Source organism: Tenacibaculum xiamenense, assembly GCF_964513065.1.
In the GTDB taxonomy this organism is placed as follows: Bacteria; Bacteroidota; Bacteroidia; order Flavobacteriales; family Flavobacteriaceae; genus Polaribacter; species Polaribacter xiamenense.
In genome coordinates, this window is record NZ_CAZEQU010000011.1 from 332,978 (window position 1) to 354,379 (window position 21,402).

Genomic DNA, 21,402 nt, shown 5'->3' on the forward strand with positions numbered 1-21,402 from the left:
GAGGTTTTTTATTTATTCTGAATGGAAAAGTGTTTTACACTACTCCTTGATCGATCATTGCTTCAGCAACTTTCACGAATCCAGCTACGTTTGCTCCTTTTACATAATCAACATATCCACCTTCTTGTGTTCCATAAGTTACACAAGCCTCATGAATACTGTTCATAATTGCATGTAATTTGCTATCAACCTCTTCACGAGTCCAAGATAAACGCAATGAGTTTTGAGACATTTCTAAACCAGAAGTTGCTACACCACCAGCATTAGATGCTTTTCCTGGTGCAAAGAATATTTTAGCTTCTTGGAATACCTCAATAGCTTCTGGAGTAGAAGGCATGTTTGCTCCTTCAGAAACACAGATACATCCGTTAGCTACTAAAGTTTTTGCTTCTTCTCCGTTTAATTCATTTTGAGTTGCACATGGTAATGCCACATCACACTTAACACTCCAAGGTCTTTCACCTTTAAAGAATTTAGCTGAAGGATATTTTTCAACATATTCATGAATTCTACCACGTCTTACGTTTTTTAACTCCATAACGAAAGCTAACTTTTCAGCATCGATTCCTTCTTCATCATAAATATAACCAGAAGAATCAGATAAAGTAACTACTTTACCACCTAATTCAGTTGCTTTTTCAGTAGCATATTGTGCTACGTTACCAGAACCAGAAACCGCTACGATTTTTCCTTCGAAAGAATCGTTTTTAGTGTTTAACATGTTTTGAGCGAAGTATACATTTCCGTAACCTGTAGCTTCAGGACGGATTAATGATCCTCCCCAAGTAGCTCCTTTACCAGTTAATACACCAGTAAATTCATTACGTAAACGCTTGTATTGACCGAACATATATCCGATTTCACGACCTCCAACACCGATATCACCGGCAGGAACATCTGTATCAGGACCAATATGACGAGATAATTCAGTCATAAAAGATTGACAGAATGCCATAACTTCACGATCTGACTTTCCTTTAGGGTTGAAGTCAGAACCTCCTTTACCACCACCCATAGGTAATGTTGTTAAAGAGTTTTTGAAAACTTGCTCAAATCCTAAGAACTTTAAGATTGATAAGTTTACTGATGGATGAAAACGTAACCCTCCTTTATAAGGACCAATCGCCGAATTAAATTCAACTCTATATCCTCTATTTACTTGAGTTTCTCCATTATCATCTACCCAAGGCACTCTAAACATTAGTACACGCTCTGGCTCAACCATACGCTCTAATAATTTCTTACCTTGATATTTTGGATTATTTTCAATGAACGGAATTACTGTTTCTGCTACTTCGTGTACAGCTTGCAAAAACTCTGGTTCATATGCATTACGTTCTTTAACGTAATCCATAAAAGCATTTATTTTAGACTCCATAAACCTTTTAGTTGTTCTGTTATTAAATTTTAACAATTTTACGGAGCAAAGATAGTTAATTTACAATTTGTTAAATTCAATTTTTTTGTTTATTTTAAAGTATTCTACAACGTTTTCGTTATTCCTTAAAATCCCATGATTTTTTAACTAAAAAACCGTAAATTTGCCACTTAATTTTTGTGATTAATACATAATGTTAGATAAGGTAAAGGAACTAATAGGGGACGTTAAGACGTTTCAAGCTACATCTAAAGAAGAAATAGAGGCTTTTCGAATTAAATATTTAGGAAGTAAAGGATTATTGAGAGATCTTTTTGCTGAGTTTAAAAATGTTGATGCAGAATTGCGTAAGGACTTTGGACAGGCTTTGAATAATTTAAAGAAGTCTGCGGAAGCTAAGGTTACCGAATTAAATGAAGCTATTGAAAACTCCATAGACGAAAAAGGTAATTATGGTGATTTAACCAGACCTGCTGAACCTATTGAGTTAGGGTCTCGTCATCCAATTTCAATTGTTAAAAACCAAATTATTGAGGTTTTTAACCGAATTGGGTTTACCGTTTCGGAAGGACCTGAAATTGAAGATGACTGGCATAATTTTACAGCATTAAATTTACCTGAGTATCACCCTGCTCGTGATATGCAGGATACTTTCTTTATTGAAAAGAATCCAGACACTTTATTAAGAACTCATACCTCATCGGTTCAGGTACGTTATATGGAAAATAATGAACCTCCAATCAGAACGATTTCACCAGGTAGAGTTTTCCGTAACGAGGATATTTCTGCACGTGCTCACTGTATTTTCCATCAAGTTGAAGGTTTATACATTGATACCGATGTTTCTTTTGCTGATTTAAAACAAACATTATTGTATTTCACCAAAGAAATGTTTGGAAAGTCTAAAATCCGCTTGCGTCCATCGTACTTCCCATTTACCGAGCCTAGTGCTGAAGTTGATATTTACTGGGGACTAGAAACTGAAACTGATTATAGAATTACCAAGGGAACTGGATGGTTAGAGATTATGGGATGCGGAATGGTAGATCCGAATGTTTTGAAGAACTGTAATATTGATCCTACTAAATATTCTGGATATGCTTTTGGAATGGGTATTGAACGTATTGCCATGCTTTTATATCAAATTCCAGACATTAGAATGTTCTACGAAAATGATAAAAGATTCTTAGAGCAATTCAAATCTGTTATTTAAACAACATTTATTTGAAAGGATTTAAAGCTCTTTCAATTTTTAAAACATATTAAATTAAGGTTGCGAAGCTATCATGTTTTGCAACTTTTTTTATAAAAAACAACCTAAACCAATGAAAAAAGACATTCATATTCCAGAAGTTACTGATGTAGAAATGGCTATTGTGTTAGAGCATAACGAAGCTCATAATGTTGATGAGTGGATTGTTTATTTAATTAATAAAAAAGAAACCCCATTAGAAATGGTTGTTATTGTATCCCAAGGATTTTCAGACACAAAAACCACTTCTATATTCAGAAAGAAGATAGATATACTCTCAGGGAAATCTTCAGCCAAGATAGAATTAATTCAACCAGATCTATTTGCTTTAGACAATAGATTCCAAGTAACTTTTTTTGAAAACAACACCCTTTACGATAAAACATTTTTATTTAAAAAGAACACTATAAAAGAGGGTAGCTTGAGAAACATAAAAGACCTCAACAAACGCGGTGTCGTTTGTAAATAACACAACAAAAGGATGTTCTTTCGAACATCCTTTACTCAAATTATACATTTGAAAATTATTACCTTGAAATAGCTATCCATTAAACATATACATTTACTTCATAATAAGCATACTTATAAAATTCAATTGTATAATTCGAAAAACTAAAACCTACTATTAATATTATTGTACAGTAAGTGTATACTGCGGGGTTGGATTTAAAGGACAGAAGTACACGTACTTACCTTTCTTTAATGTTACTTTTTTAGTTTTCGATTTACCATTATTCTTCACTAAAGAAGTAACATATGCGTTTTTAATATGGTTTGCTTCGTCAGTTTTTCCTTCAGGAGCTATTACAAACCCTACATCATGACCTACTTCATTATTTGCAATCTCGAAAACATACGTTCCTTCTGAAAGTGTAATTGATTTTTGAGTAAACTCTCCTTTAGTTTGTTCAAGCGCCACTGTTTTTACTTCTTGTGCATTCCCTTGAAATGCAAACCCTACTAATAAAACTAATACTGCTACTATTTTTCTCATTTTAATTTATGTGTTATTTATTATTTTTAAGCGTTTACTGAATATTTTCCTGCTTCTACTTTCGGGAAATCAATTTCTGTTTCAGCAATATGATTTACATAATTTGTTAAGGTATTTGCTACCACATTCAATACTATTTCTAAAACATCTCCATCGTTATAACCAGCATCCTTAACAGCCTTTATTTCTTCTGAAGTAACATTACCTCTATTCTTAGTAACACTTTGAGCAAATTCTAATGCTGCTTTTACTTTGTCATCCGAAGCCTCACCTTTTCTATTGCTCTCAATTTCAGCTTCAGATAAACCATTCATCTTACCAATAGCTGTGTGCGCTGATAAACAATAGTTACAAGTATTTTCTTCTGCAATTGCTAAGGCTAATTGCTCTCTAAATTTGTTTGAAAAGTTTCCGCTAGCCGTTAACTCTCCTAAACTTAAATACGTTTGCAACGTGGCCGGTGAATTTCCGAATACCTTAATTAGATTAGGAATAAACCCTAATTTTTTATTTACTGCATCAAATAATTCTTTTGATTTTCCTGTAGTTGTTTCTGGATTTAAAGTTTCTATTCTTGTACTCATAATTTTTAATCTTAAAGGTTATTTATTTTATTATTTAAATTTTTACACTCGTTATTATTTATTGAATCTTCATATTCTTGGTATCCCCAACAGTTCGGACAATTTGTTTTTTCTGGCTTCATATACTTTGGTTTTTATTTCTGATACAAAGATGCAACCAGAATACACCTCAAAAAATGGACAAAAGTTCCTATGACTTGGACAAATGGGAAAAACAGGTGTTTTTAGGTTTTATTATTGATGTTTGACCTCAAAATTGAATTAGGAATTGCTTACCACCAATCAGGAGTTATCAGTTGTAAATTTTGAGTTATGAGTTAGGAGTTTTGTCTTTTGGGGCGGGAGTTTTTAATCTTGCTAGCCCAATTAATTATATAAGATTTAGTACATGACAAAAAACGACACTGCATTAATTGATGTCAAAATATATTTTGGTTGAGAGTGCCCTTCGAAGCAGTCGAGAGATCTTTTACTAAAACTATTAATATGGTCTCGACCTGACACTGAAAATAATCTAACGTATTTTTGTCATGCACTAAAATATAGGTTAAAAGTTTATGCAGTTTTTTGAAATTGTTTAGGAGATTTCCCTGTGGCTTTTGTAAAGAAACGTGAAAAATAAGCTGGGTCGTTGAACCCTAAATCGAATGCGATATGCTTTATGGCTTCATTGGAATATAACAACTGTCTTTTGGCTTCTGTTATTATCCTGTTTTTAATAAAATCACTTGGTGTTTGACTTCCTATTTTTTGAAAATGTTTACTAAGAGACTTAGGAGACAACCCTAATCTATTTGCATAATCAGTGACACTATGCATTTTTTTGAAGTTTTGTTCGACTAGTAAGCTAAAGTCTTTATACAACTTAGTTTCTGTATCATCTTTGATTGACTCGTATTCTTTCTTTACTCTAACAGAACAAACAATAAACTGTCTTAAATAAGACTGCAACATATCATACTGTGCTGTTTCTTCTTGCTCAAACTCTTCAATCAAACTTTCTAGAATAAAGTCTAACTTCTTAATATCCTTTTCACAAGGTGATACAAAAGGAGTTTTATATATATTATTAAAAAGAACACCATTACAAGCTACCTCAGCATCATGTGCCTGAATACAATAAAAATCTCTTGTAAAACTTAATTGGTAGGCTTCTTTTATTTTTTCAGACTCTATTGAAAACACCTGTCCAGGAGAAAGAAAAAACAATACGTTTCCATTAAAATCGTAGCTTTCAAAATCAATGTTATAGACTCCATGACCTTCTTTAACCCAAATAATTTTATACGAATCTATTTGCTCTTGCTTATTTAACACACATGCTTTTTCAAACACAACTTGTTGTAAGGAAAATACATTTTTAAACTCGTATGTTTTTATGTCTTGTACAGCCAAAGTTAACACAATTTAGAAGGAACCCTAAAATTATAAAAATAGATGAACTCATTAGCATCATTCACAAACAAATCTGGTAAATTTTGATAGAATTAACACTATTTGAACTTTATCCAGAATTATGGGTTTAATAAGGAGTTAGTCGTAAAGAACATAATTACTAACAAAAAGACGACAACCTCAGAGAACCAACCCGAACTCATGCTGGTAAATCGTGATATTAGACAGAAAAATGCACTTAGAAAAACATTAAAAACTACAAATCAACAAGTTAAAAAATCAAAATCAATTTCCATTTTCGTCAAAAAGTATCTTTTTTTTGTCAAAATCTTGCAAAGAAATACTACACACTCCGACTATATAACAGTAAATCATAATTTTACGTAACAATAACCCCTAAATATTATCACTATGTTGTTTATTTACGAATCTTCAAAAGAAACCTTTAAGTTTTACGTTCCAAGCAAAAAAGCAAAGAGTGCTTTTTATTGGAGTTTTAGTTTGAATTAGGCTATTTGCTATTACCAAATAGTTCAAAACCACAAAGCTAAATTGAATACAAATTAATTATTATTTTGTGATACCGCTAAGTTATCACAAAGAAACGAACTGTAGTTACTTAACTACAGTTCGTTTCTTATTTATACAATCAAAAACTCTTAATTACTTATAATCGTAGCGATCTTCGTCTGGATACCAATATAAATCTAAACTCTCCGACATCGTACCATTTTCATAATCTTTTAAGTGACTCTCTAAATGACCTGAAGAACTAAAATTAACAACTCTACCCGTTTCTTTCTCCACTAAAAAAGGAATACCGGTAGCCACAGAATACTTACGATTTCCAGTCTCAATAAACTTTTGAAAATTATAACTGTAAACATTTCCATATGGTTTTTCAACTGTTAATTGAGAAATAACGACCAATTTATCTTCTTCAGACCCATTTATTTTTCTTAAATATTTTTTGGCTATTTCTAGCATTTCACTATTTGTTAGCATAGTTCCTATTCTTTTCTAACCTAAAGACATCAATACGTATTTATAACTACCCGCTCTTGATTAATATGGATTGTAAAAGCTTCTTCTGTTACTTCAATATGACTAATTGGACTATCCATAACATTATAAGTCACAAGCTCTTTTTCTTGCTTAGAAAAACCTTTACCTACTAATTCGGACTCTATCCAAGAAAAGACCTCTGGTTGCTGCTTTTTAAACTCAATTTTCACAGACTGAATTGCCCAATAATCGTCATCCATTTCAACAATCATAGGTTTTATGTCTTGTAATTTACGCCTATTCATCTGTTCTTTGCTAGGAACACCTTCGTCATCTAAACCATACATTGATGTTTTAAAACTACCAAATTCAACAGGAAACCGATCTTTAAAAATCCAAACCAACGTACGCACAAAATCATCTAAACTACTTTCTAGTACTTGATTGCAAAATACTTTCTTATTTGGAAAAAATAAATCTCGCCATTTTGGGTCGTCCCAACTACTTTTACCAATAGCTCTGTTATTCTCACTTACATAAAAAAGCCATTCTGTTATTTTTCTATCTATCATAACAAATTAATAAACAACACTAAGGCACCCTAAACTCCCATTTAGCTCTGTTAATTTCCATAAGAAACTTCGAAGGAGAAACGGTCAACCTTAATATTGGGCTGTCGACTAATTCATAAGTCGTTATTCCTTCTTGGCTATTTTTTTCATATTCCTTTCCATTCAATTGTTCCTCTATTATTTCTTCAATGTTAGAAATTGGCTCTTTAAATTCATATTCCATACCTTCCAAAATAGAACTTTCATCTTCAGAAATCAACCCATCTTTGGTTTTAAAACTCTTCAAATCATTTCTGAAAATAAATCTATCTTCAAGAACATCATAACCATTTTCATCTTTTAAATACTCCACATTCTCCTGATTAAGGTCTACAAAGGAAAAATAGACTCTTGGATACTTCTCTTTAAATACATTAATTGTTAAACTTATAACTTTTTCTAACGGTTCTTTTTCAATAAAATCATAGAACTTCATTTTTTCTTTTTTCCATTTTTTCCAAAAAGGATCGCTCACCCCTATAGATATTCCTTTCTTTAGATATAAAAAATCTAAGTTTATGTCTGATATATTCATTTCTTGTTTTTTTCAATTATCTAAAGTACACGTAATTTTCTGTTAGCGAAACAGAGACAGTACAGCAACAGGATAAACCTATTCAAAAACCAGCATTTCAGCCGATAAAAATGGCTAGTTAAAGCCAAAATGAAAAGCCACTAGTTGCCTAATGACTTTTCAAATTAGATTATTCTTTCTATTATTTATGACTATAACGGTCTTCATCTGGATACCAGAAAGAATGTAATGATGTTTGAAAATCCCCATTCTTGTAATCTTCATATTGTTCTTCAGAAGAATAACGGGTTCCAAAATGTAAAACTCTAGATCGTTCTTTTTCTACCATAAAAGGGGAGTAGTTTATGACGTATTTAGGATCTAATGTTTAGGAAAAGAGTTTAACCCCAAAATCATAAATATTTCCGAGTGCTTTTTTTGTCACCCTTGTAATCATTAACTCATGACTGTTTTCTTCCCTACTTCAAGAGCTTTTTCTTCCTCCATTTTTCTTAAATATTTTTCGGCTATTTCTAGCATTTCACTATTTGTTAGCATAGTTCTTATTCTTTTCTAACCTAAAGACATCAATATGTATTTATAATTACCCGCTCTTGATTAATATGGACTGTAAAACCTTCTTCTGTTACTTCGATATGACTAATTGGACTATCCATAACATTATAAGTCACAAGCTCTTTTTCTTGCTTAGAAAAAACTTTACCTTCTAATTCGGACTCTATCCAAGAAAAGACCTCTGGTTGCTGCTTTTTAAACTCAATTTTCACAGACTGAATTGCCCAATAATCGTTATCCATTTCAATAATCATAGGTTTTATGTCTTGTAATTTACGCCTATTCACCTGTTCATTGCTAGGAACACCTTCGTCATCTAAACCATACATTGATGTCTCTAAGCATTCAAATTCAACAGGAAACCGATCTTTAAAAATCCAAACCAACGTACGAACAAAATCATCTAAACTACTTTCTAGTACTTGATTACAAAAAAGTCTTTCATTAGGAAAGTGTAAATCGCGCCATTTTGGGTCGTCCCAACTACTTTTACCAATAGCTCTGTTATTCTCGCCCACATAAAAAAGCCATTCTGTTATTTTTTTATCAATCATAACAATTCTTTTTATATAAATATTCTATACTCTAATTTACTTCCAAATGTATTCATCATTCCACCTCACGAAGGGATTCTTACGGCAGTGGGACGGCGCTTAAAGAATACAAAAAGCAAGCTTAAAAAGACTTTACTTAATGTTTAATACCTTTTCTATCTATTTTAATTAATAGATATTCTTTCGAAGCTCTTATACTTTCAATCACGGAGTCTTTTATTTGATAACGAAATTCTTTACTGAATAATTCCTCTTTATCAAACACAAATTCATTAATCACATCTTCAATCCAATTAAAAACTTCAATTTGAGGATTAACAAAACTAATTTTAAGATAGTTTAAAGTAATTACTGAATCATAATGCTCCTCAAATTCAAGGGGATGGATATCTCTTAATTCGCGCATATTAGTTCCTTCTATCACCTCTTTACTACCATCATCCCACTCCATTTGTCCCGTCTCAATATACCCATATTCCCAAGGATATTCATACAAAAAAATGGAAATCATCTCTTTTATAAAGTTCTCCAAAGAACAATTTAAAAGTTCTTTCCTATAATTTTCTCTGTGCGGAAAGTTTAACTTTAAATACAGCGGGTCATTGTATTCATTATTATCTAAAGTGTATTTGTATGGCGATCTGTAATATAACCATTCTCTTTTCTCTCTATTCTGTTTCATTACTTTTATCTATATATAATATAATCTACTTTATCTTTCATTTTACTCAAAATATACTCTTCTTCAAAACGTTCAAATTCCAGTTGAAATTTTACTTTATCAGAAAAGTATTGAGCATTCACATAATTATCGATTACAAACTTCGACTTAGCCTCATTCATACTTTTGTAAATTTTCCTCAACTCCTCCTTAGAAATATCAACCTTCGGTTTCAACTTCAAACTATAAACCTCTCCATTAAGATTAATTGCTCTTAACTCTTTTAGATCGAGTTCAAAAAACATTCTAATATCAGAATCACTGAATCTACTAAAATTAGGATGATTATGAGTCATTATTGCTCCCTTTAACTTCTTAATTCTTTCGGGTGTCATCTTTTCCCCTTCGCCAAAAGCCCATCCGATCCTCACCTCATCATTACTCCTAGAAGTAAAAGGTCTTAAAGTTTTAAAATTCCCCTCAGAATTCCAAATAAAAGCATACTCCCATTGATCATCTGCGTCTTTTATTTTCCCTACCTTCTTTAGAATTAATTCTTCGGCATTTTTTAACTCAATTGGAATCTCATCCAATACTTTAGGTAGAATTTTGGAAAACTTTGATATAAACGGGCTTATTTTCAAAGACTCTTGCAGAAGTCTGACATTTGAAAGCTCATTCAAAAGTCTCGATTTGAAAACCTCATCAACCTCCCCCTTTTTCGCCATATCATCCAAAGACTTTGTGAATTTAGGATTTTCTACAATTTCCTTAGCGGATTTCTGCAACTTTCCTTTTAAAAACACCGAAACCTCCCCCACTAAGGCAACCATTTCCAGATAAAACAAGTATTCAGAAATACTTTTCCCTAACTCCGTATCATCAATACTTGTAAGCTTTAGCAAGGTATTTACCGCACCAGAACTCACTTCGATTGCTCCAGCGGCTGCTTTAACAGTTTTAATTGCTGACGTTACCTGTCTAGTTTTAAACAATAAGGTTTTTCCATTTTTAAGAAGCTTTACCAAGCGACCTACTTTAATAAGGTTACCAACACCAGACACTGTGGTTATAATATCTACCGCATATTCCACTCCCGTAAATACATTTTTCCAAAAGGCAGTTTGGTCATTGGCATACAATAAAAATGCTGGTAGTTTTGTGCTTAATGAACCTTCTTCTTTATTTTGTTCTTTTAAAATAAAGCCCGGATTTTCACTGTCCTTTACTAGGATAGGCGAAAACGGATGATAACTGTATTTAAAAATTTCATAAATATCTCGGCTAGATTCCCTAAATCTTGACTTTTCTTCTCCATAACCTACATTAATTATTTCTGACTCTTCTTTTATTCCAACTTTTACCCTAACACTAAGATCAATTTTAGCCTTACTTTCTTCCCAGTTTATTTTTGCATTGTCTGAATGAAAACCTAAAATCTTGTTTGACTCATATGCCAAAATAACAGGACTGGCTTCTGTAATTTCAATTAACTTATTCGTTTTGGGGTTACTATTTGCATACGAACTATTTTTCCAAATACTCCAAATGAAATAAACATAGGCTTTGAATTGCTCTCCATCCAAACCATCGACCAGTTTTTGTAAAAGTGTTTTATTATCTGCTTTAATGGTAAGTAACTTTTTTAAGTACTCGTTATTCTGCTCTCTTACATAAACCAACTCTTTTTCTTCAACTACTTCCCTTCCTAGATCTTGCTTGTTTTTATACTTATGGGTATATCTATGATATAGAATTTTTAATAGTTTTAGCAGTAAATCTTCTTCATTAGTTCCTAAAATATCAGTGATATTACCGCTTGCCAGTGTCTCTACTGCTGCCCACAAAGAAGCTTTATTGTAAAACACAAAATACAATGCTTCTGGTATTTGATAAATAAGCGCTTTTCTATCTTTTAATCTTGACTTATTGGCTACTGGGGTTATATGGTATCCTACACGCTCTAAAAAACGATGACGCCATTTTGACCTGAAGTCATTTACTTCATTATAAAAGTTAAAAATAGTTTCGTTTAAAAAACTAAGCACACCTGATAAAGTTTTGAAACCAATTCTCAAAGCTATCATTGGAATTTCGTTTTCATCTAATAAAAAAGATGGTAACATTTTGTTTGCATCTTTTTTATAGTAATACGATAATTGATAGGGGTTTTGATCTCCCAATCGTTTTGACAAAATAGGAAAACGATGTACTGACGCATTTAAAGAAGCTACAGACATTCCTAATTTTTCATTGGCTTTTTCGCCGTAAACATTGGTGTAGTGATACGTATTTTCGTTAAAAAGAGAGAAATCCCCTGGATTAAAACTGATATAGTCTTTTGAATTATCGACATGTACCACCTCAAGTACCCCAACTAATTGATTATTTGGATTGATAAAAAACCGAAATCCTCCACTATAGATTTCCTCAGGAATAATTACCTCTACTAATGGTTCTTGAAAATCAGCATCGGTAAACACTCTGTCATCGTTCTCATAAGAAATATTTTTATAATAAATATCCCCTAATAAAACATGCTTATAATAAGCTACATTATTAGTATCCATAAAGAAGTTTTTAGAAATACTTACCTCTTTATTTTCCCTTGGAAAATCTTTTAAAAGCATGTTTTCCTCTTGAAAATCTTGCTCTCGTGTTATTTTTATTTTTATGATCTCTTGATCTACTTTTTGGGTAAAATCAGGAATTTTTAAGTAATCGATGAGATCATCCATCGTTATTATTTTACTCATACTTTTTCTTTTTTCTAATTAAACAATCGAAAACCTATTCCTATGTTGTGAGTTGGTTGGTTTAATTCATTTAGATTGATTCGATAGCTTGCAAACCATTTTTCCTTACGATTGTATTGGATTCCTATACTGAGATTATCAAATTTTGTAGAATTACCTCCTACTTCTGAAAACAAATACATCCCATTACTATAACTTTTTGCATACTCGATTTTTTTAGTAGTTATGATTTCCTTTGGTACTTTCAACTTGTAGGAAAGTCGACTATCCAACAAGCTTCCTTTAACTAAATCGAAGCTATAAATCTCAAAATCATCGTTGATTAGTGTGTCTCGATACACTCTAGCCTGCTCGTAGTTCACCGTGTCATTAAGAAAAACTGTGTCTTTTATAATTTTGGTAATATCATTTTTATGAACATAAACCTTCTTATATTTTATAGTTTGCACTTTGAGTGTATCCACTTTGGTCTTCCAAATCGTGTCGTGAACAATAGTAACTTTTGATTTTTTTACTTCTAATACTCTCTTTCTTTTTATCAATAAATTCAAGAAAAGTAAAACAGCAACTAACACCAACATTAAGTTTTTAATTTTAGTAATTTCCTCCATGATTTTTTCATTTTTGACAGTAGAATGGCGGGTGAACACGAATTGTATTCACCTAACCATTTTTCAAAATAGTATTGATTCTTAATTGAGTTAAGACATGATGTTAAGCCAAACCAAGGGGATAAACCCCATTGGTTTAGGTTTCCTATTAAGAATTGCAGTAATTACATTACAACCGCAACTTGATAACCGTCAGTTGTAATTACTCTGTAAGTAACATAGACAGTCATCCCGTCATTTCCTGAACTTACTATCCCCGATGTTTGAGCTGTAAAATTGGTATTCACTGGAATACCTCTATTTTCTTGTGATCCTTGAGATGTTTTTACAACATAATTATAGGTATTTACATCAGCTAACGATATAGCCATAATACCATGGTTAAACTCTAAATAAGCATCACCGTAATAAGTCCCATTAAAATTAAAAACAGAATTTACCGAAAGGATATCAATAATTGTATTCGCTCCTTGTGCTGGAATAATCGTTTTTAATTGATTTGATTGTAGTTCTGTCGCAGAGATAAAAACCTTTACTGTTTTCACCACAGAATCGTTTAAGGTTTTCAAAGAAACATTTCCTGATTTGTCAATATGAAATGTTCTATTGTCATCTCCAACGGGTTGCTGAGTATCGATATAACTATCAATTAAATCGGCATATTGTTGTTGTGTAGGTTTGTCACCCGTTTCAAAAAATTGTTTTAAGGTTTCTTTACTTTGTTTCATCTTTTTTATCTTTTTTCATTCATTTCGATAAAAAAGAGCCACTAAAAACTGGTTTTGCTAGTGACTAGACTTTTTGATTATTATTCTTTTTCTTCTAAAATTGGACTTAACTCTTTAATAGAATTAAAAATCGTGTGGGCCTCCGTGAGATTAAAAACTCCTTTCCCTTGAGCATACTCTGCACACTGCACTAAAAAAGCAATCGCCTCTTTTTGTTCTGATTTCATTTTCATTTTTACCTATTTTTATAATTGTTTTTCTTTTACCAAGTTGTTAACGCGGTTCTCTTCCAGGAATTAGCAGCAACACACACATAAATATAGTCAGCTGTATATCGGATCTCACCTTCTTCACCCGCTGCAGTAGAACTTGTTGGAGCATTATTTAAAGTTTTTACTTTAAAGGCTTTTCCTATGTATTGACCAGCAGTTAGTACTTCTTCAATATTTTCATCTCCAAGCGCGACTTGATTAGCTTTAGTGAATTTAGAATTTGCCCCTAATGCTGTACTATTTGAAATACTCTCCGTTAATGTAAAAGTATGGATACCGCTATCAGCCGTTGAGTACGTAAAACCTCTTTTTTGAAATTCAATGGTATTTGAATCAATAACTACAAAATTATAATAAAGGTTGTTCGTTAATCCACTAATACTGGCTCCTCCTGAAATATTATACTTTAAAACCACAGTAGCTCCAACTGAACCAAAACCATGTGCCATTAACGTTATTCTATTATTAACAGAATCTATATCTTTACTATTATCAGCTACGGTTTTCACTAATGATGAGTCAACTGGATTTCTTGCTGCCCGATACCCTAACACTGTATTATAACCTTGGTTTACTCCTGAACCAGTATACTGTAATGTTTCTTCTCCTATCGAAACATTTCCTGTTGCATTGTTAAACAAACCAGCGTTATAACCAATTACTATCGAACTTCCTGTACTTCCATAAGCCTGTTGCATTGCATTTGTCCCCATTGCAACATTCCTTTTACCTGTACTTGGATTATTATAAAGCACCTGATAACCAACCCCTACAGCATCTAATGCTTTATTTTCCCTAAGCGATTGCGCTCCTATACCAACACAATAATTACCACTATTTTCTGACATTGAGTATATTCCAATTGCAGTATTCAAAAAACCTCCATTACTAGCCCCTGATGAATTCCCAATTAAAACATTTGAAGCTCCTGTATTGTATAGACCTGCATGATAACCTAAAGCTACATTGGCGTTTCCTGTATTATTCTTAAGCGACTGATAACCAATTGCTGAATTACCTTCTCCTGAATTTACCCTTCCAGAGTCCGAACCTAAAAAGACATTATAGTTTTTAACATTTTCATAACCTGCAAACGCCCCTACAGCTACAACATTAGAACCGGAATTAGAGTAACCAGCCGCATACCCAACTGCTGTAACAACAGAACCAGTGTTATTTACTGACGAATTACTTCCAATCGCCACAACATTAGAACCAGTATTATTTTGCCCTGATTGAGATCCTACTGCTACAAGATTCAAACCTGTATTCAGATTTCCTGCGTAATACCCCATAGCAGTAATATTATCTTTTGTATTTGAGGTACCAGAATACACTCCTAAAAAAGAACAATTAGACCCCTTGTTATTTTCACCGGATCTAGCTCCAATTAAAGTAACATTACCTCCTGTATTATATACTCCAGCTCGAAAACCGTAACCTGAAAAATTTTCACCCGTATTTGTATTTCCAGTGTAATAGCCTGCTCCAGTAAAAAAGTTTCCTGAATTACCTCCCCCAACTCCAGCTCCTAAACCTGTAAAATTGTTACCAGTATTATTCAATCCAGTTGTTAAACCTACACCAGTAAAATTATCTTTTATATTGTTTGCTCCAGCTCCTAAACCTATACCAGTTGAAGTATTACCTGTATTATTAATCCCTGCATTTAAACCTAAAAAAGTAACTTCTTTACCAGTATTTTTATTCCCGGCTCCTGGTCCAACATGTAAGCTATTCGTGCCATTTACCCATGACGAACCATTCCAATGTTCTGTCTGCACTTTAAATACATCTTGACCGTTACTTCTTAAAGCAACTTTATGACGTGCTTTGTTCGGTACTTCAAGATTCTTACTAGCCTCTATCGTGTTGTTTCCTAAATCGACATCCTTATTGGCTCCTGTATAAGGAATCATGTTTTCCTCTAAGGCTAAAACACCTCCATTAGGTGGTAGCCTTAAATCAAAACTACTACTTGTTGAAGCGTCGTTTTGCTTTATGTTTACTCTATAATTTGTACTTGAATTTTTAAAAACTATCAATCCTCCTGCAGGACTTGTCATATTCAAATTATCACTTTCAAGACTTGCACAATTAACCAACTTTCTCCTGTTTATATCAATATTCTGGATTGCACCTGAATATGGCACTCTTTGATTTAAGTTAGGTTTATTCTTAATAAAGTCTCCTTGTGTATTATCGGTTTGATTCCAATCTGCCTGTACCTGCGAACTAGAACCACCTAAGAGAGTACTAAAATCAACAGTAAACGTCGAGTTATCATCTCTTTTAAAAGTTGCTATTCCTGCTGGATCAACTGTTCCTGAAACTAGACGAGATAAATTTGTATCATCTAAATAGGTTGTTAAATCTATTTCTTTGACAACCACTCCATCTTTTAATAACGATAGTTTATTTCCTACAATTTCTGAAAGTGTATACTCTGGTAGTTTTGCCTCCGAAGCAACACTTACTTCACCCGTTTCGTCGATAACAAATCTTCGATTTGCTTCTCCTGGAAATTGTTTTGCATCAACATAACTATCAATTAAATTACCATATTGTTCTTGTGTTGGCTTATCACCAGTTTCAAAATATGCTTTTAAAGTTTCTTTACTTTTTTTCATGTGTTAATTTTCTTTTTTACTGATCACATGTAACCTTAGATGTTTAAAACAATCATTCTCATTAATTTTAATGATTATTTTAAACATGTCGGTTTCATCTTCTTTATCTATTTATTCTTTGATAAAAAAGAGTCACTAAAAACCAATACCGCTAGTGACTAGACTTTATTTTTTGAATTATTGATTGTATACGTTCGTAATATACGTTCCCGTTACATTCACTTTCGCATTTACCCCATCAAAAACAATATCTGAATTTGTAACTCTATCCAATGTATAGCTTTTTAAAAAGGTCAACTTATTTGATATCTCTGTACTTAGTATCGATCCTGAATACCCAATAGAATTTGCCGAATTCCCTGCATCAAAATAGGCGACTGTACCCGTTATTACTCCTGGGTGAGATACCTTATAAATAGGAAAAGGTATATCTATTTGAAGCAACCCAGAAAGTCCTACTGTTGAAAAGTTTGATATCTCAAAAGCAAAAGTCACTTTATTCCCTTCTCTAATATATTTTGATTTTATAGTATTTGGCAAAATAGCAGTCGCTCCAACATGTATCTTAGGTAGCCAAGTTCCTTCCTCGTAAAACCCAACTGGTAGCCCCGCCTGAATTGAAGGTTTATTTTTAATAAAATCTGGTTGAGTATTATCTGTTTGGTTCCAATCCCCTTGAACTGGAAGTATACTGAAAGCGCTCATTTTTTTTGTATATACTCCTGTTGAAGTTGAAAACAACCCTCCGTTATAACCTACAATTTTAAATGCTATATACCCTGATCTATCTACTTCATTAGTTCTTTCAAGCTTTATATATTCTGCATAATTTTTAAATAGAATTGTTTTCTCTGAGTTTTTTAAAGTATTGAAAACATTGTATGCGTATGGGCTTTGAGCCGTTGATTTCAAAAACAAATAACTTTTTGAAACTACATTATTCACATGATAAAAAGTAACAATATCTTTATCAAAAACTCCATCACTAATATTAGTCAATTCAGAACCATAAGACCTATATTCTATTTGATGGAAACCTGGCTCTAAAGCCCTCAATAAATCCCTTGGGGCATTTTTTATAAAATCTTTTTCTGAACTATTTCCTTGATTCCAATCTGCCTGAACTTGCGTGCCCGAACCACCTAAGAGACTACTAAAATCAACAGTAAATGTCGAGTTGTCATCTCTTTTAAAAGTTGCCATTCCTACTGGATCGACTGTTCCTGAAACTAGACGAGATAAATTTGTATCGTCTAAGTAAGTTGTTAGATCTATTTCTTTCACAACAACTCCGTCTTTTAACAATGACAGTTTATTTCCTACAATTTCTGAAAGTGCATACTCCGGTAGTTTTGCCTCCGAAGCAACACTTACTTCACCCGTTTCGTTGATTACAAATCTTCGATTTGGTTCTCCTGCTGATTGTTTTGCATCAACATAGCTATCAATTAAATCAGCGTATTGCTGTTGTGTTGGCTTATCGCCAGTTTCAAAAAATTGTTTTAAAATTTCTTTGTTTTGTTTCATCTTTTTTATCAGTTTAAAAAATTGTTTGATAAAAAAGAGGCGCTAAAAACTGTGTTAGCGACTAAACTTTTTCTTTTTTCTCTTTTTCTCCTTCAGCTATTTCTCCCATAGCCTCATTAAATCCACTTTGATTTAATATTTTATACAACGCCTTTAATGGATTTACCCCATAAATTTTATTGTAATTTTCTAAGATTGATTTTATTTCAGTAATTGCAATAAATCCAGCTATTATTTTTAAGAATGGTACTTCATTTACAATATGTTTTTCTAAAAAATGCGCCGAGATTATTACCAAGTTATAAATAAAAAACTTTGATACCGTATTCGCTATTTTTTCACTTTTAATAGGTAATTGCAATTTTAACGACGCATAAGCTCCTGTTATAAAATCGACCATAATTAAAAACATTATGGTGGTTAACACTCCATTTAATGGCGATAGCAATGCAAATAGCCAAAAAACAAAATGTGTCAACTTATCCATTTTTACTCAATTTTCGATAATCTAAAATTCTATTCTTCGGATAAGCTTTAATACTCACACTATTTCCTTGGTTTCCACCTAAAAGATACACATATCGCTTTGATTCTTTTATTAGAAATCCGACATGCCCTTTCCAGCTCTCAGGTGACTCTCTCCATAAAACTACAATGTCTCCTTGCTTTGGACTCATTGTAGAGTCTCCAACCGACAACCAGCTTCTTGCCGTTAATCGATTTGATTTCTCATAACCTGCCTGTTGTGCCACCCAATTTACAAAGGCACTACACCAAGAGGTTTCATCTTTAAATTTTGAAGCGTCAAATCCTAAAGAAGTAAAGTAATTTACTATTTGAGGATGATCTTTTGATCCTTTTACTTCTTTTACTCCATATTGAGATAACGCTACTGATATTAAACTATTCATACAAATGTTTGATTTTAAGCGTTAGCAGATAAAAACTAGTAAGTTCCTGATTCTTTTTCTCATTTTTTCTTACCTGAAAGGGGATAATCTAACTTTTAAGTTTCTGCATAACATTAAAAAGGTTAATAATTCCAATGAACTGTTAGAAAGCTCTACAAAGATATAACATTTTACAAAAACACACAAACATTTTACAGTTTATTTTGTAATAATTTTAACTTCATAAATTAAAACATTGAATAATACTGTAATATAACAAAAGAGGTTGCCAAAATTTGGCAACCTCTTTTCAAAGTTTATCAATCTAGTCATGAGAACTTATTCATCGGTATACCCATATTCATCAACTTGAGGCATACCAGTATATCTAGCAACAGAATTGTATAACCCCTTGGTATTTACAAAACCACCATCAATTTGATTGCCTTCATTATCAAACTCGTAAAAAAACTACTGATGAAGCCCCATATTCAAGAGACTCATATTCAATTTTACCATTTTCGTGATAATCTACAACCCACCCCATAGTTTGACCATCAACATACTCTTGCTCTGAAGCAATGAAACCGTTATCACAATAACTAAACACCACAAAACCAGTAAAAGGCTCTCCTTTATACCAATATTCTGCTCCTATATACTTCCCTGAGTCCTTTCCTTCTAAATTCTTAAAAAAAACTCTTTCTTTTTCTGGTCTTTTTAATTCTTGATTCATAAAATAACTCTAAGCACTCTTTTAAAATTAGCATTTCTTTGTATTAACACAAACACCCTAAAACTTTTGATATGTAAAATCATGAGAATGAAAATCAACTAAGTTACCACTCCAATCATACCATTTTCCGGAATTAGTATCTTTGGGATGTTTTTGATAAACTCATCAACAACATCAATCAATCTAGTAAAAGTATCAACACCAAAGACTACTGTTTTATTGAATAGTCTTATTTCATTCTAAAAGGCTTTGAGCATATTATGAAAAAAGCACTCGTTTTAGCGAGTGCTTTAGTGTTACTCTTGTTCCCAAGGACGATTTGTTGGTCGATCATCCGTCAATAATCCGAATTCTTCATTTTCCATAAAAGATTTGAAATCCATTAAATAAGAATAGACTTCGTCATTTGTAAATTTTAACTTCCCTCTTACGGGAGCATTTTCCATTATTGATTCAAAATGAAAATCTGGATTCACTTCTGCCCATTTAAGCATTTCATAAACACCTTTTCTATCGTTTAATTCATCATAATCCTTTATTCTTTCGCCTAACTTTTTATCAAATATGACGTCTTCTATTTTCTTTACTTTATAAAGATATAATATAGGTGTCATTAGATATGCTTCTATTATTCTCATTAGTTATAACTATTTTTTAAATTGATATTTTTTATGTCGAACTCGTTTTCCAAAACCTTTAAAATTTGTTCGTTTAACTTTAAAGTTGGTTCATAGTGACCACTCGAAAGATCTATTTCTTTAATAACACCATTTACTACTTTTATCTCTCCAGCCGCACTAACTGGCGCTCCAGCTAAGAAACTAGAATGATGAAAATGCCTTGGGACGTAAAAATCTGACAAATAAATTGTACCATCTCTATCCATTACAAATATTGCATTCCTTAAATAATCTGAACTATCTCCAGCATTTTTAGTATCTACTAAATCACCTTTACTATTGTATAGTTTTTTGTTTTTTACAACAACTTTATATTTTAACCTTTCTGTTTCGTCCAAGTACTTTACAGAATATGGCCAACACCATCGTACTTTCATATTGGGAGGTTTATTTGGAAAATATCCGAGTCCTTCTTTACTTTCTGACTCCTCTCCTTTGTATTTTTTCTTCAAGGAGTGACTTTCGAAATTATATTTTTAATTTTTTTAAGCCTATCAGATAATTCATCCAAATACTTTTTAACAGCTTCATCTGATTTGTCTTTGGTTTTAGTAAACAATTCTTTCAGAAACTCTTCTGCTTGATCTTGCGTTAAGCCTTCTTTAAGTTTTTTATCATCATAATAAAAAACATACAAGCCGTCTTCACTTTTCAACATGGAAACCCCTAAATTATTGAGTTTTTTCCATGCGTTTTTACGAGCCATATCTACAAATAGTTTCCCCAATGCGGTAATCGGATCAACAACGCTATAAGCTAAATCATCTATCACCAACACCTTAGCTTGCAAACTAGCAATAAGCTCATCAATCCAACCTTTTAAAGTATCAATATGTTTTGGAATGTTTTTGATAAAATCAGCAACAACATCAATCAATCTGGTAAAAGTATCAATGCCAAACTTTACTGTTTTACCTACCAATCTTCCTACTTTCAAAGGCATTTGGATGAGTGCTTTGTACTATCGTAATGTTTCTTTTAAAACTTTAGCAATATTCCCAGTTCCTAATGTTAAGCAAAGTAATCATTTTGGGGCTTTTAAAAGAAC

Annotated in this window: 24 protein-coding genes; 2 read left to right on the forward strand and 22 right to left on the reverse strand. The window is 32.3% G+C overall.

Going from position 1 to position 21,402, the window contains the following annotated elements; genetic code table 11:
• Positions 1-34: 34 nt before the first annotated feature.
• Positions 35-1,378, reverse strand: a complete 1,344-nt coding sequence (gene gdhA, locus ACKTTV_RS04730; protein WP_408029661.1) for an NADP-specific glutamate dehydrogenase — start codon at positions 1,376-1,378, stop codon at positions 35-37.
• A 193-nt stretch (positions 1,379-1,571) separates the two neighbouring features.
• Between gdhA and pheS the strand changes: the two genes are divergently transcribed.
• On the forward strand, positions 1,572-2,591 hold the full coding sequence (gene pheS / locus ACKTTV_RS04735; protein ID WP_408029662.1) for a phenylalanine--tRNA ligase subunit alpha: 1,020 nt from the start codon (positions 1,572-1,574) through the stop codon (positions 2,589-2,591).
• A 112-nt stretch (positions 2,592-2,703) separates the two neighbouring features.
• Positions 2,704-3,099 (forward strand): hypothetical protein, encoded by a 396-nt coding sequence (locus ACKTTV_RS04740; protein WP_408029663.1) that lies wholly within the window; start codon positions 2,704-2,706, stop codon positions 3,097-3,099.
• A gap of 162 nt (positions 3,100-3,261) precedes the next feature.
• Here the strand turns inward: ACKTTV_RS04740 and ACKTTV_RS04745 are convergent, their stop codons facing one another.
• The 21 genes from ACKTTV_RS04745 to ACKTTV_RS04845 all read right to left on the reverse strand — a co-directional run bounded on the left by ACKTTV_RS04745 (position 3,262) and on the right by ACKTTV_RS04845 (position 21,297).
• Positions 3,262-3,624 carry a plastocyanin/azurin family copper-binding protein gene (locus ACKTTV_RS04745; protein WP_408029664.1) on the reverse strand — a complete coding sequence of 121 codons (363 nt, stop codon included), beginning with the start codon at positions 3,622-3,624 and terminating at the stop codon, positions 3,262-3,264.
• Positions 3,625-3,650: 26 nt separating this feature from the next.
• The gene (locus tag ACKTTV_RS04750) at positions 3,651-4,208 is read right to left on the reverse strand and encodes a carboxymuconolactone decarboxylase family protein (protein WP_408029665.1); all 558 of its coding nucleotides are present in this window, start codon (positions 4,206-4,208) and stop codon (positions 3,651-3,653) included.
• A gap of 555 nt (positions 4,209-4,763) precedes the next feature.
• Positions 4,764-5,603, reverse strand: coding sequence for a helix-turn-helix domain-containing protein (locus ACKTTV_RS04755; protein WP_408029666.1), 840 nt, complete (start codon positions 5,601-5,603; stop codon positions 4,764-4,766).
• 663 nt (positions 5,604-6,266) lie between these two features.
• On the reverse strand, positions 6,267-6,608 hold the full coding sequence (locus ACKTTV_RS04760) for a YrhB domain-containing protein (protein WP_408029667.1): 342 nt from the start codon (positions 6,606-6,608) through the stop codon (positions 6,267-6,269).
• Between the two features lie 29 nt (positions 6,609-6,637).
• Positions 6,638-7,180, reverse strand: a complete 543-nt coding sequence (locus ACKTTV_RS04765) for a hypothetical protein (RefSeq protein WP_408029668.1) — start codon at positions 7,178-7,180, stop codon at positions 6,638-6,640.
• Positions 7,181-7,199: 19 nt separating this feature from the next.
• Positions 7,200-7,754 (reverse strand): hypothetical protein, encoded by a 555-nt coding sequence (locus tag ACKTTV_RS04770; RefSeq protein WP_408029669.1) that lies wholly within the window; start codon positions 7,752-7,754, stop codon positions 7,200-7,202.
• 181 nt (positions 7,755-7,935) lie between these two features.
• The gene (locus ACKTTV_RS04775; RefSeq protein ID WP_408029670.1) at positions 7,936-8,082 is read right to left on the reverse strand and encodes a hypothetical protein; all 147 of its coding nucleotides are present in this window, start codon (positions 8,080-8,082) and stop codon (positions 7,936-7,938) included.
• A gap of 238 nt (positions 8,083-8,320) precedes the next feature.
• Positions 8,321-8,863 carry a hypothetical protein gene (locus ACKTTV_RS04780; protein ID WP_408029671.1) on the reverse strand — a complete coding sequence of 181 codons (543 nt, stop codon included), beginning with the start codon at positions 8,861-8,863 and terminating at the stop codon, positions 8,321-8,323.
• Between the two features lie 136 nt (positions 8,864-8,999).
• On the reverse strand, positions 9,000-9,545 hold the full coding sequence (locus ACKTTV_RS04785; RefSeq protein WP_408029672.1) for a hypothetical protein: 546 nt from the start codon (positions 9,543-9,545) through the stop codon (positions 9,000-9,002).
• A gap of 5 nt (positions 9,546-9,550) precedes the next feature.
• Positions 9,551-12,280, reverse strand: a complete 2,730-nt coding sequence (locus tag ACKTTV_RS04790; protein WP_408029673.1) for a hypothetical protein — start codon at positions 12,278-12,280, stop codon at positions 9,551-9,553.
• Positions 12,281-12,294: 14 nt separating this feature from the next.
• Positions 12,295-12,891, reverse strand: coding sequence for a hypothetical protein (locus ACKTTV_RS04795; RefSeq protein WP_408029674.1), 597 nt, complete (start codon positions 12,889-12,891; stop codon positions 12,295-12,297).
• Positions 12,892-13,055: 164 nt separating this feature from the next.
• Positions 13,056-13,619: a type 2 periplasmic-binding domain-containing protein gene (locus tag ACKTTV_RS04800; protein ID WP_408029675.1), complete on the reverse strand. Its 564-nt coding sequence runs from the start codon at positions 13,617-13,619 to the stop codon at positions 13,056-13,058.
• 80 nt (positions 13,620-13,699) lie between these two features.
• A complete protein-coding gene (locus ACKTTV_RS04805; protein WP_408029676.1) occupies positions 13,700-13,852 on the reverse strand; it encodes a hypothetical protein in 153 nt (50 codons plus the stop codon).
• A gap of 29 nt (positions 13,853-13,881) precedes the next feature.
• Positions 13,882-16,521, reverse strand: coding sequence for an autotransporter outer membrane beta-barrel domain-containing protein (locus ACKTTV_RS04810; RefSeq protein ID WP_408029677.1), 2,640 nt, complete (start codon positions 16,519-16,521; stop codon positions 13,882-13,884).
• Between the two features lie 177 nt (positions 16,522-16,698).
• On the reverse strand, positions 16,699-18,048 hold the full coding sequence (locus ACKTTV_RS04815; protein ID WP_408029678.1) for a hypothetical protein: 1,350 nt from the start codon (positions 18,046-18,048) through the stop codon (positions 16,699-16,701).
• 61 nt (positions 18,049-18,109) lie between these two features.
• Complete coding sequence (locus ACKTTV_RS04820) at positions 18,110-18,535, reverse strand: phage holin family protein (RefSeq protein ID WP_408029679.1); 426 nt, start codon at positions 18,533-18,535, stop codon at positions 18,110-18,112.
• Positions 18,528-18,959 carry a TIGR02594 family protein gene (locus tag ACKTTV_RS04825; protein ID WP_408029680.1) on the reverse strand — a complete coding sequence of 144 codons (432 nt, stop codon included), beginning with the start codon at positions 18,957-18,959 and terminating at the stop codon, positions 18,528-18,530. Before ACKTTV_RS04825 ends, ACKTTV_RS04820 begins: the two co-directional genes overlap by 8 nt.
• A gap of 433 nt (positions 18,960-19,392) precedes the next feature.
• Positions 19,393-19,674 (reverse strand): hypothetical protein, encoded by a 282-nt coding sequence (locus tag ACKTTV_RS04830; RefSeq protein WP_408029681.1) that lies wholly within the window; start codon positions 19,672-19,674, stop codon positions 19,393-19,395.
• Between the two features lie 296 nt (positions 19,675-19,970).
• A complete protein-coding gene (locus ACKTTV_RS04835) occupies positions 19,971-20,312 on the reverse strand; it encodes a hypothetical protein (RefSeq protein ID WP_408029682.1) in 342 nt (113 codons plus the stop codon).
• Positions 20,312-20,806 carry a hypothetical protein gene (locus ACKTTV_RS04840; protein ID WP_408029683.1) on the reverse strand — a complete coding sequence of 165 codons (495 nt, stop codon included), beginning with the start codon at positions 20,804-20,806 and terminating at the stop codon, positions 20,312-20,314. The genes ACKTTV_RS04835 and ACKTTV_RS04840 overlap by 1 nt, the downstream gene beginning before the upstream one ends.
• Positions 20,803-21,297, reverse strand: a complete 495-nt coding sequence (locus ACKTTV_RS04845; protein ID WP_408029684.1) for a hypothetical protein — start codon at positions 21,295-21,297, stop codon at positions 20,803-20,805. The genes ACKTTV_RS04840 and ACKTTV_RS04845 overlap by 4 nt, the downstream gene beginning before the upstream one ends.
• Positions 21,298-21,402 lie beyond the last annotated feature (105 nt).

What these genes read in the sequence shown, in the direction of transcription:
- ACKTTV_RS04760 (WP_408029667.1), bottom strand. Translation starts at nt 6,608, where the DNA reads ATGCTAACAAATAGTGAAATGCTAGAAATAGCCAAAAAATATTTAAGA.
- ACKTTV_RS04825 (WP_408029680.1), bottom strand. Translation starts at nt 18,959, where the DNA reads ATGAATAGTTTAATATCAGTAGCGTTATCTCAATATGGAGTAAAAGAA.
- ACKTTV_RS04780 (WP_408029671.1), bottom strand. Translation starts at nt 8,863, where the DNA reads ATGATTGATAAAAAAATAACAGAATGGCTTTTTTATGTGGGCGAGAAT.
- ACKTTV_RS04745 (WP_408029664.1), bottom strand. Translation starts at nt 3,624, where the DNA reads ATGAGAAAAATAGTAGCAGTATTAGTTTTATTAGTAGGGTTTGCATTT.
- ACKTTV_RS04800 (WP_408029675.1), bottom strand. Translation starts at nt 13,619, where the DNA reads ATGAAACAAAGTAAAGAAACCTTAAAACAATTTTTTGAAACGGGTGAC.
- ACKTTV_RS04770 (WP_408029669.1), bottom strand. Translation starts at nt 7,754, where the DNA reads ATGAATATATCAGACATAAACTTAGATTTTTTATATCTAAAGAAAGGA.
- pheS (WP_408029662.1), top strand. Translation starts at nt 1,572, where the DNA reads ATGTTAGATAAGGTAAAGGAACTAATAGGGGACGTTAAGACGTTTCAA.
- ACKTTV_RS04845 (WP_408029684.1), bottom strand. Translation starts at nt 21,297, where the DNA reads ATGCCTTTGAAAGTAGGAAGATTGGTAGGTAAAACAGTAAAGTTTGGC.
- ACKTTV_RS04830 (WP_408029681.1), bottom strand. Translation starts at nt 19,674, where the DNA reads ATGAATCAAGAATTAAAAAGACCAGAAAAAGAAAGAGTTTTTTTTAAG.
- ACKTTV_RS04795 (WP_408029674.1), bottom strand. Translation starts at nt 12,891, where the DNA reads ATGGAGGAAATTACTAAAATTAAAAACTTAATGTTGGTGTTAGTTGCT.
- ACKTTV_RS04775 (WP_408029670.1), bottom strand. Translation starts at nt 8,082, where the DNA reads ATGGTAGAAAAAGAACGATCTAGAGTTTTACATTTTGGAACCCGTTAT.
- ACKTTV_RS04790 (WP_408029673.1), bottom strand. Translation starts at nt 12,280, where the DNA reads ATGAGTAAAATAATAACGATGGATGATCTCATCGATTACTTAAAAATT.
- ACKTTV_RS04805 (WP_408029676.1), bottom strand. Translation starts at nt 13,852, where the DNA reads ATGAAAATGAAATCAGAACAAAAAGAGGCGATTGCTTTTTTAGTGCAG.
- ACKTTV_RS04750 (WP_408029665.1), bottom strand. Translation starts at nt 4,208, where the DNA reads ATGAGTACAAGAATAGAAACTTTAAATCCAGAAACAACTACAGGAAAA.
- ACKTTV_RS04740 (WP_408029663.1), top strand. Translation starts at nt 2,704, where the DNA reads ATGAAAAAAGACATTCATATTCCAGAAGTTACTGATGTAGAAATGGCT.
- gdhA (WP_408029661.1), bottom strand. Translation starts at nt 1,378, where the DNA reads ATGGAGTCTAAAATAAATGCTTTTATGGATTACGTTAAAGAACGTAAT.
- ACKTTV_RS04810 (WP_408029677.1), bottom strand. Translation starts at nt 16,521, where the DNA reads ATGAAAAAAAGTAAAGAAACTTTAAAAGCATATTTTGAAACTGGTGAT.
- ACKTTV_RS04765 (WP_408029668.1), bottom strand. Translation starts at nt 7,180, where the DNA reads ATGATAGATAGAAAAATAACAGAATGGCTTTTTTATGTAAGTGAGAAT.
- ACKTTV_RS04815 (WP_408029678.1), bottom strand. Translation starts at nt 18,048, where the DNA reads ATGAAACAAAACAAAGAAATTTTAAAACAATTTTTTGAAACTGGCGAT.
- ACKTTV_RS04785 (WP_408029672.1), bottom strand. Translation starts at nt 9,545, where the DNA reads ATGAAACAGAATAGAGAGAAAAGAGAATGGTTATATTACAGATCGCCA.
- ACKTTV_RS04820 (WP_408029679.1), bottom strand. Translation starts at nt 18,535, where the DNA reads ATGGATAAGTTGACACATTTTGTTTTTTGGCTATTTGCATTGCTATCG.
- ACKTTV_RS04835 (WP_408029682.1), bottom strand. Translation starts at nt 20,312, where the DNA reads ATGAGAATAATAGAAGCATATCTAATGACACCTATATTATATCTTTAT.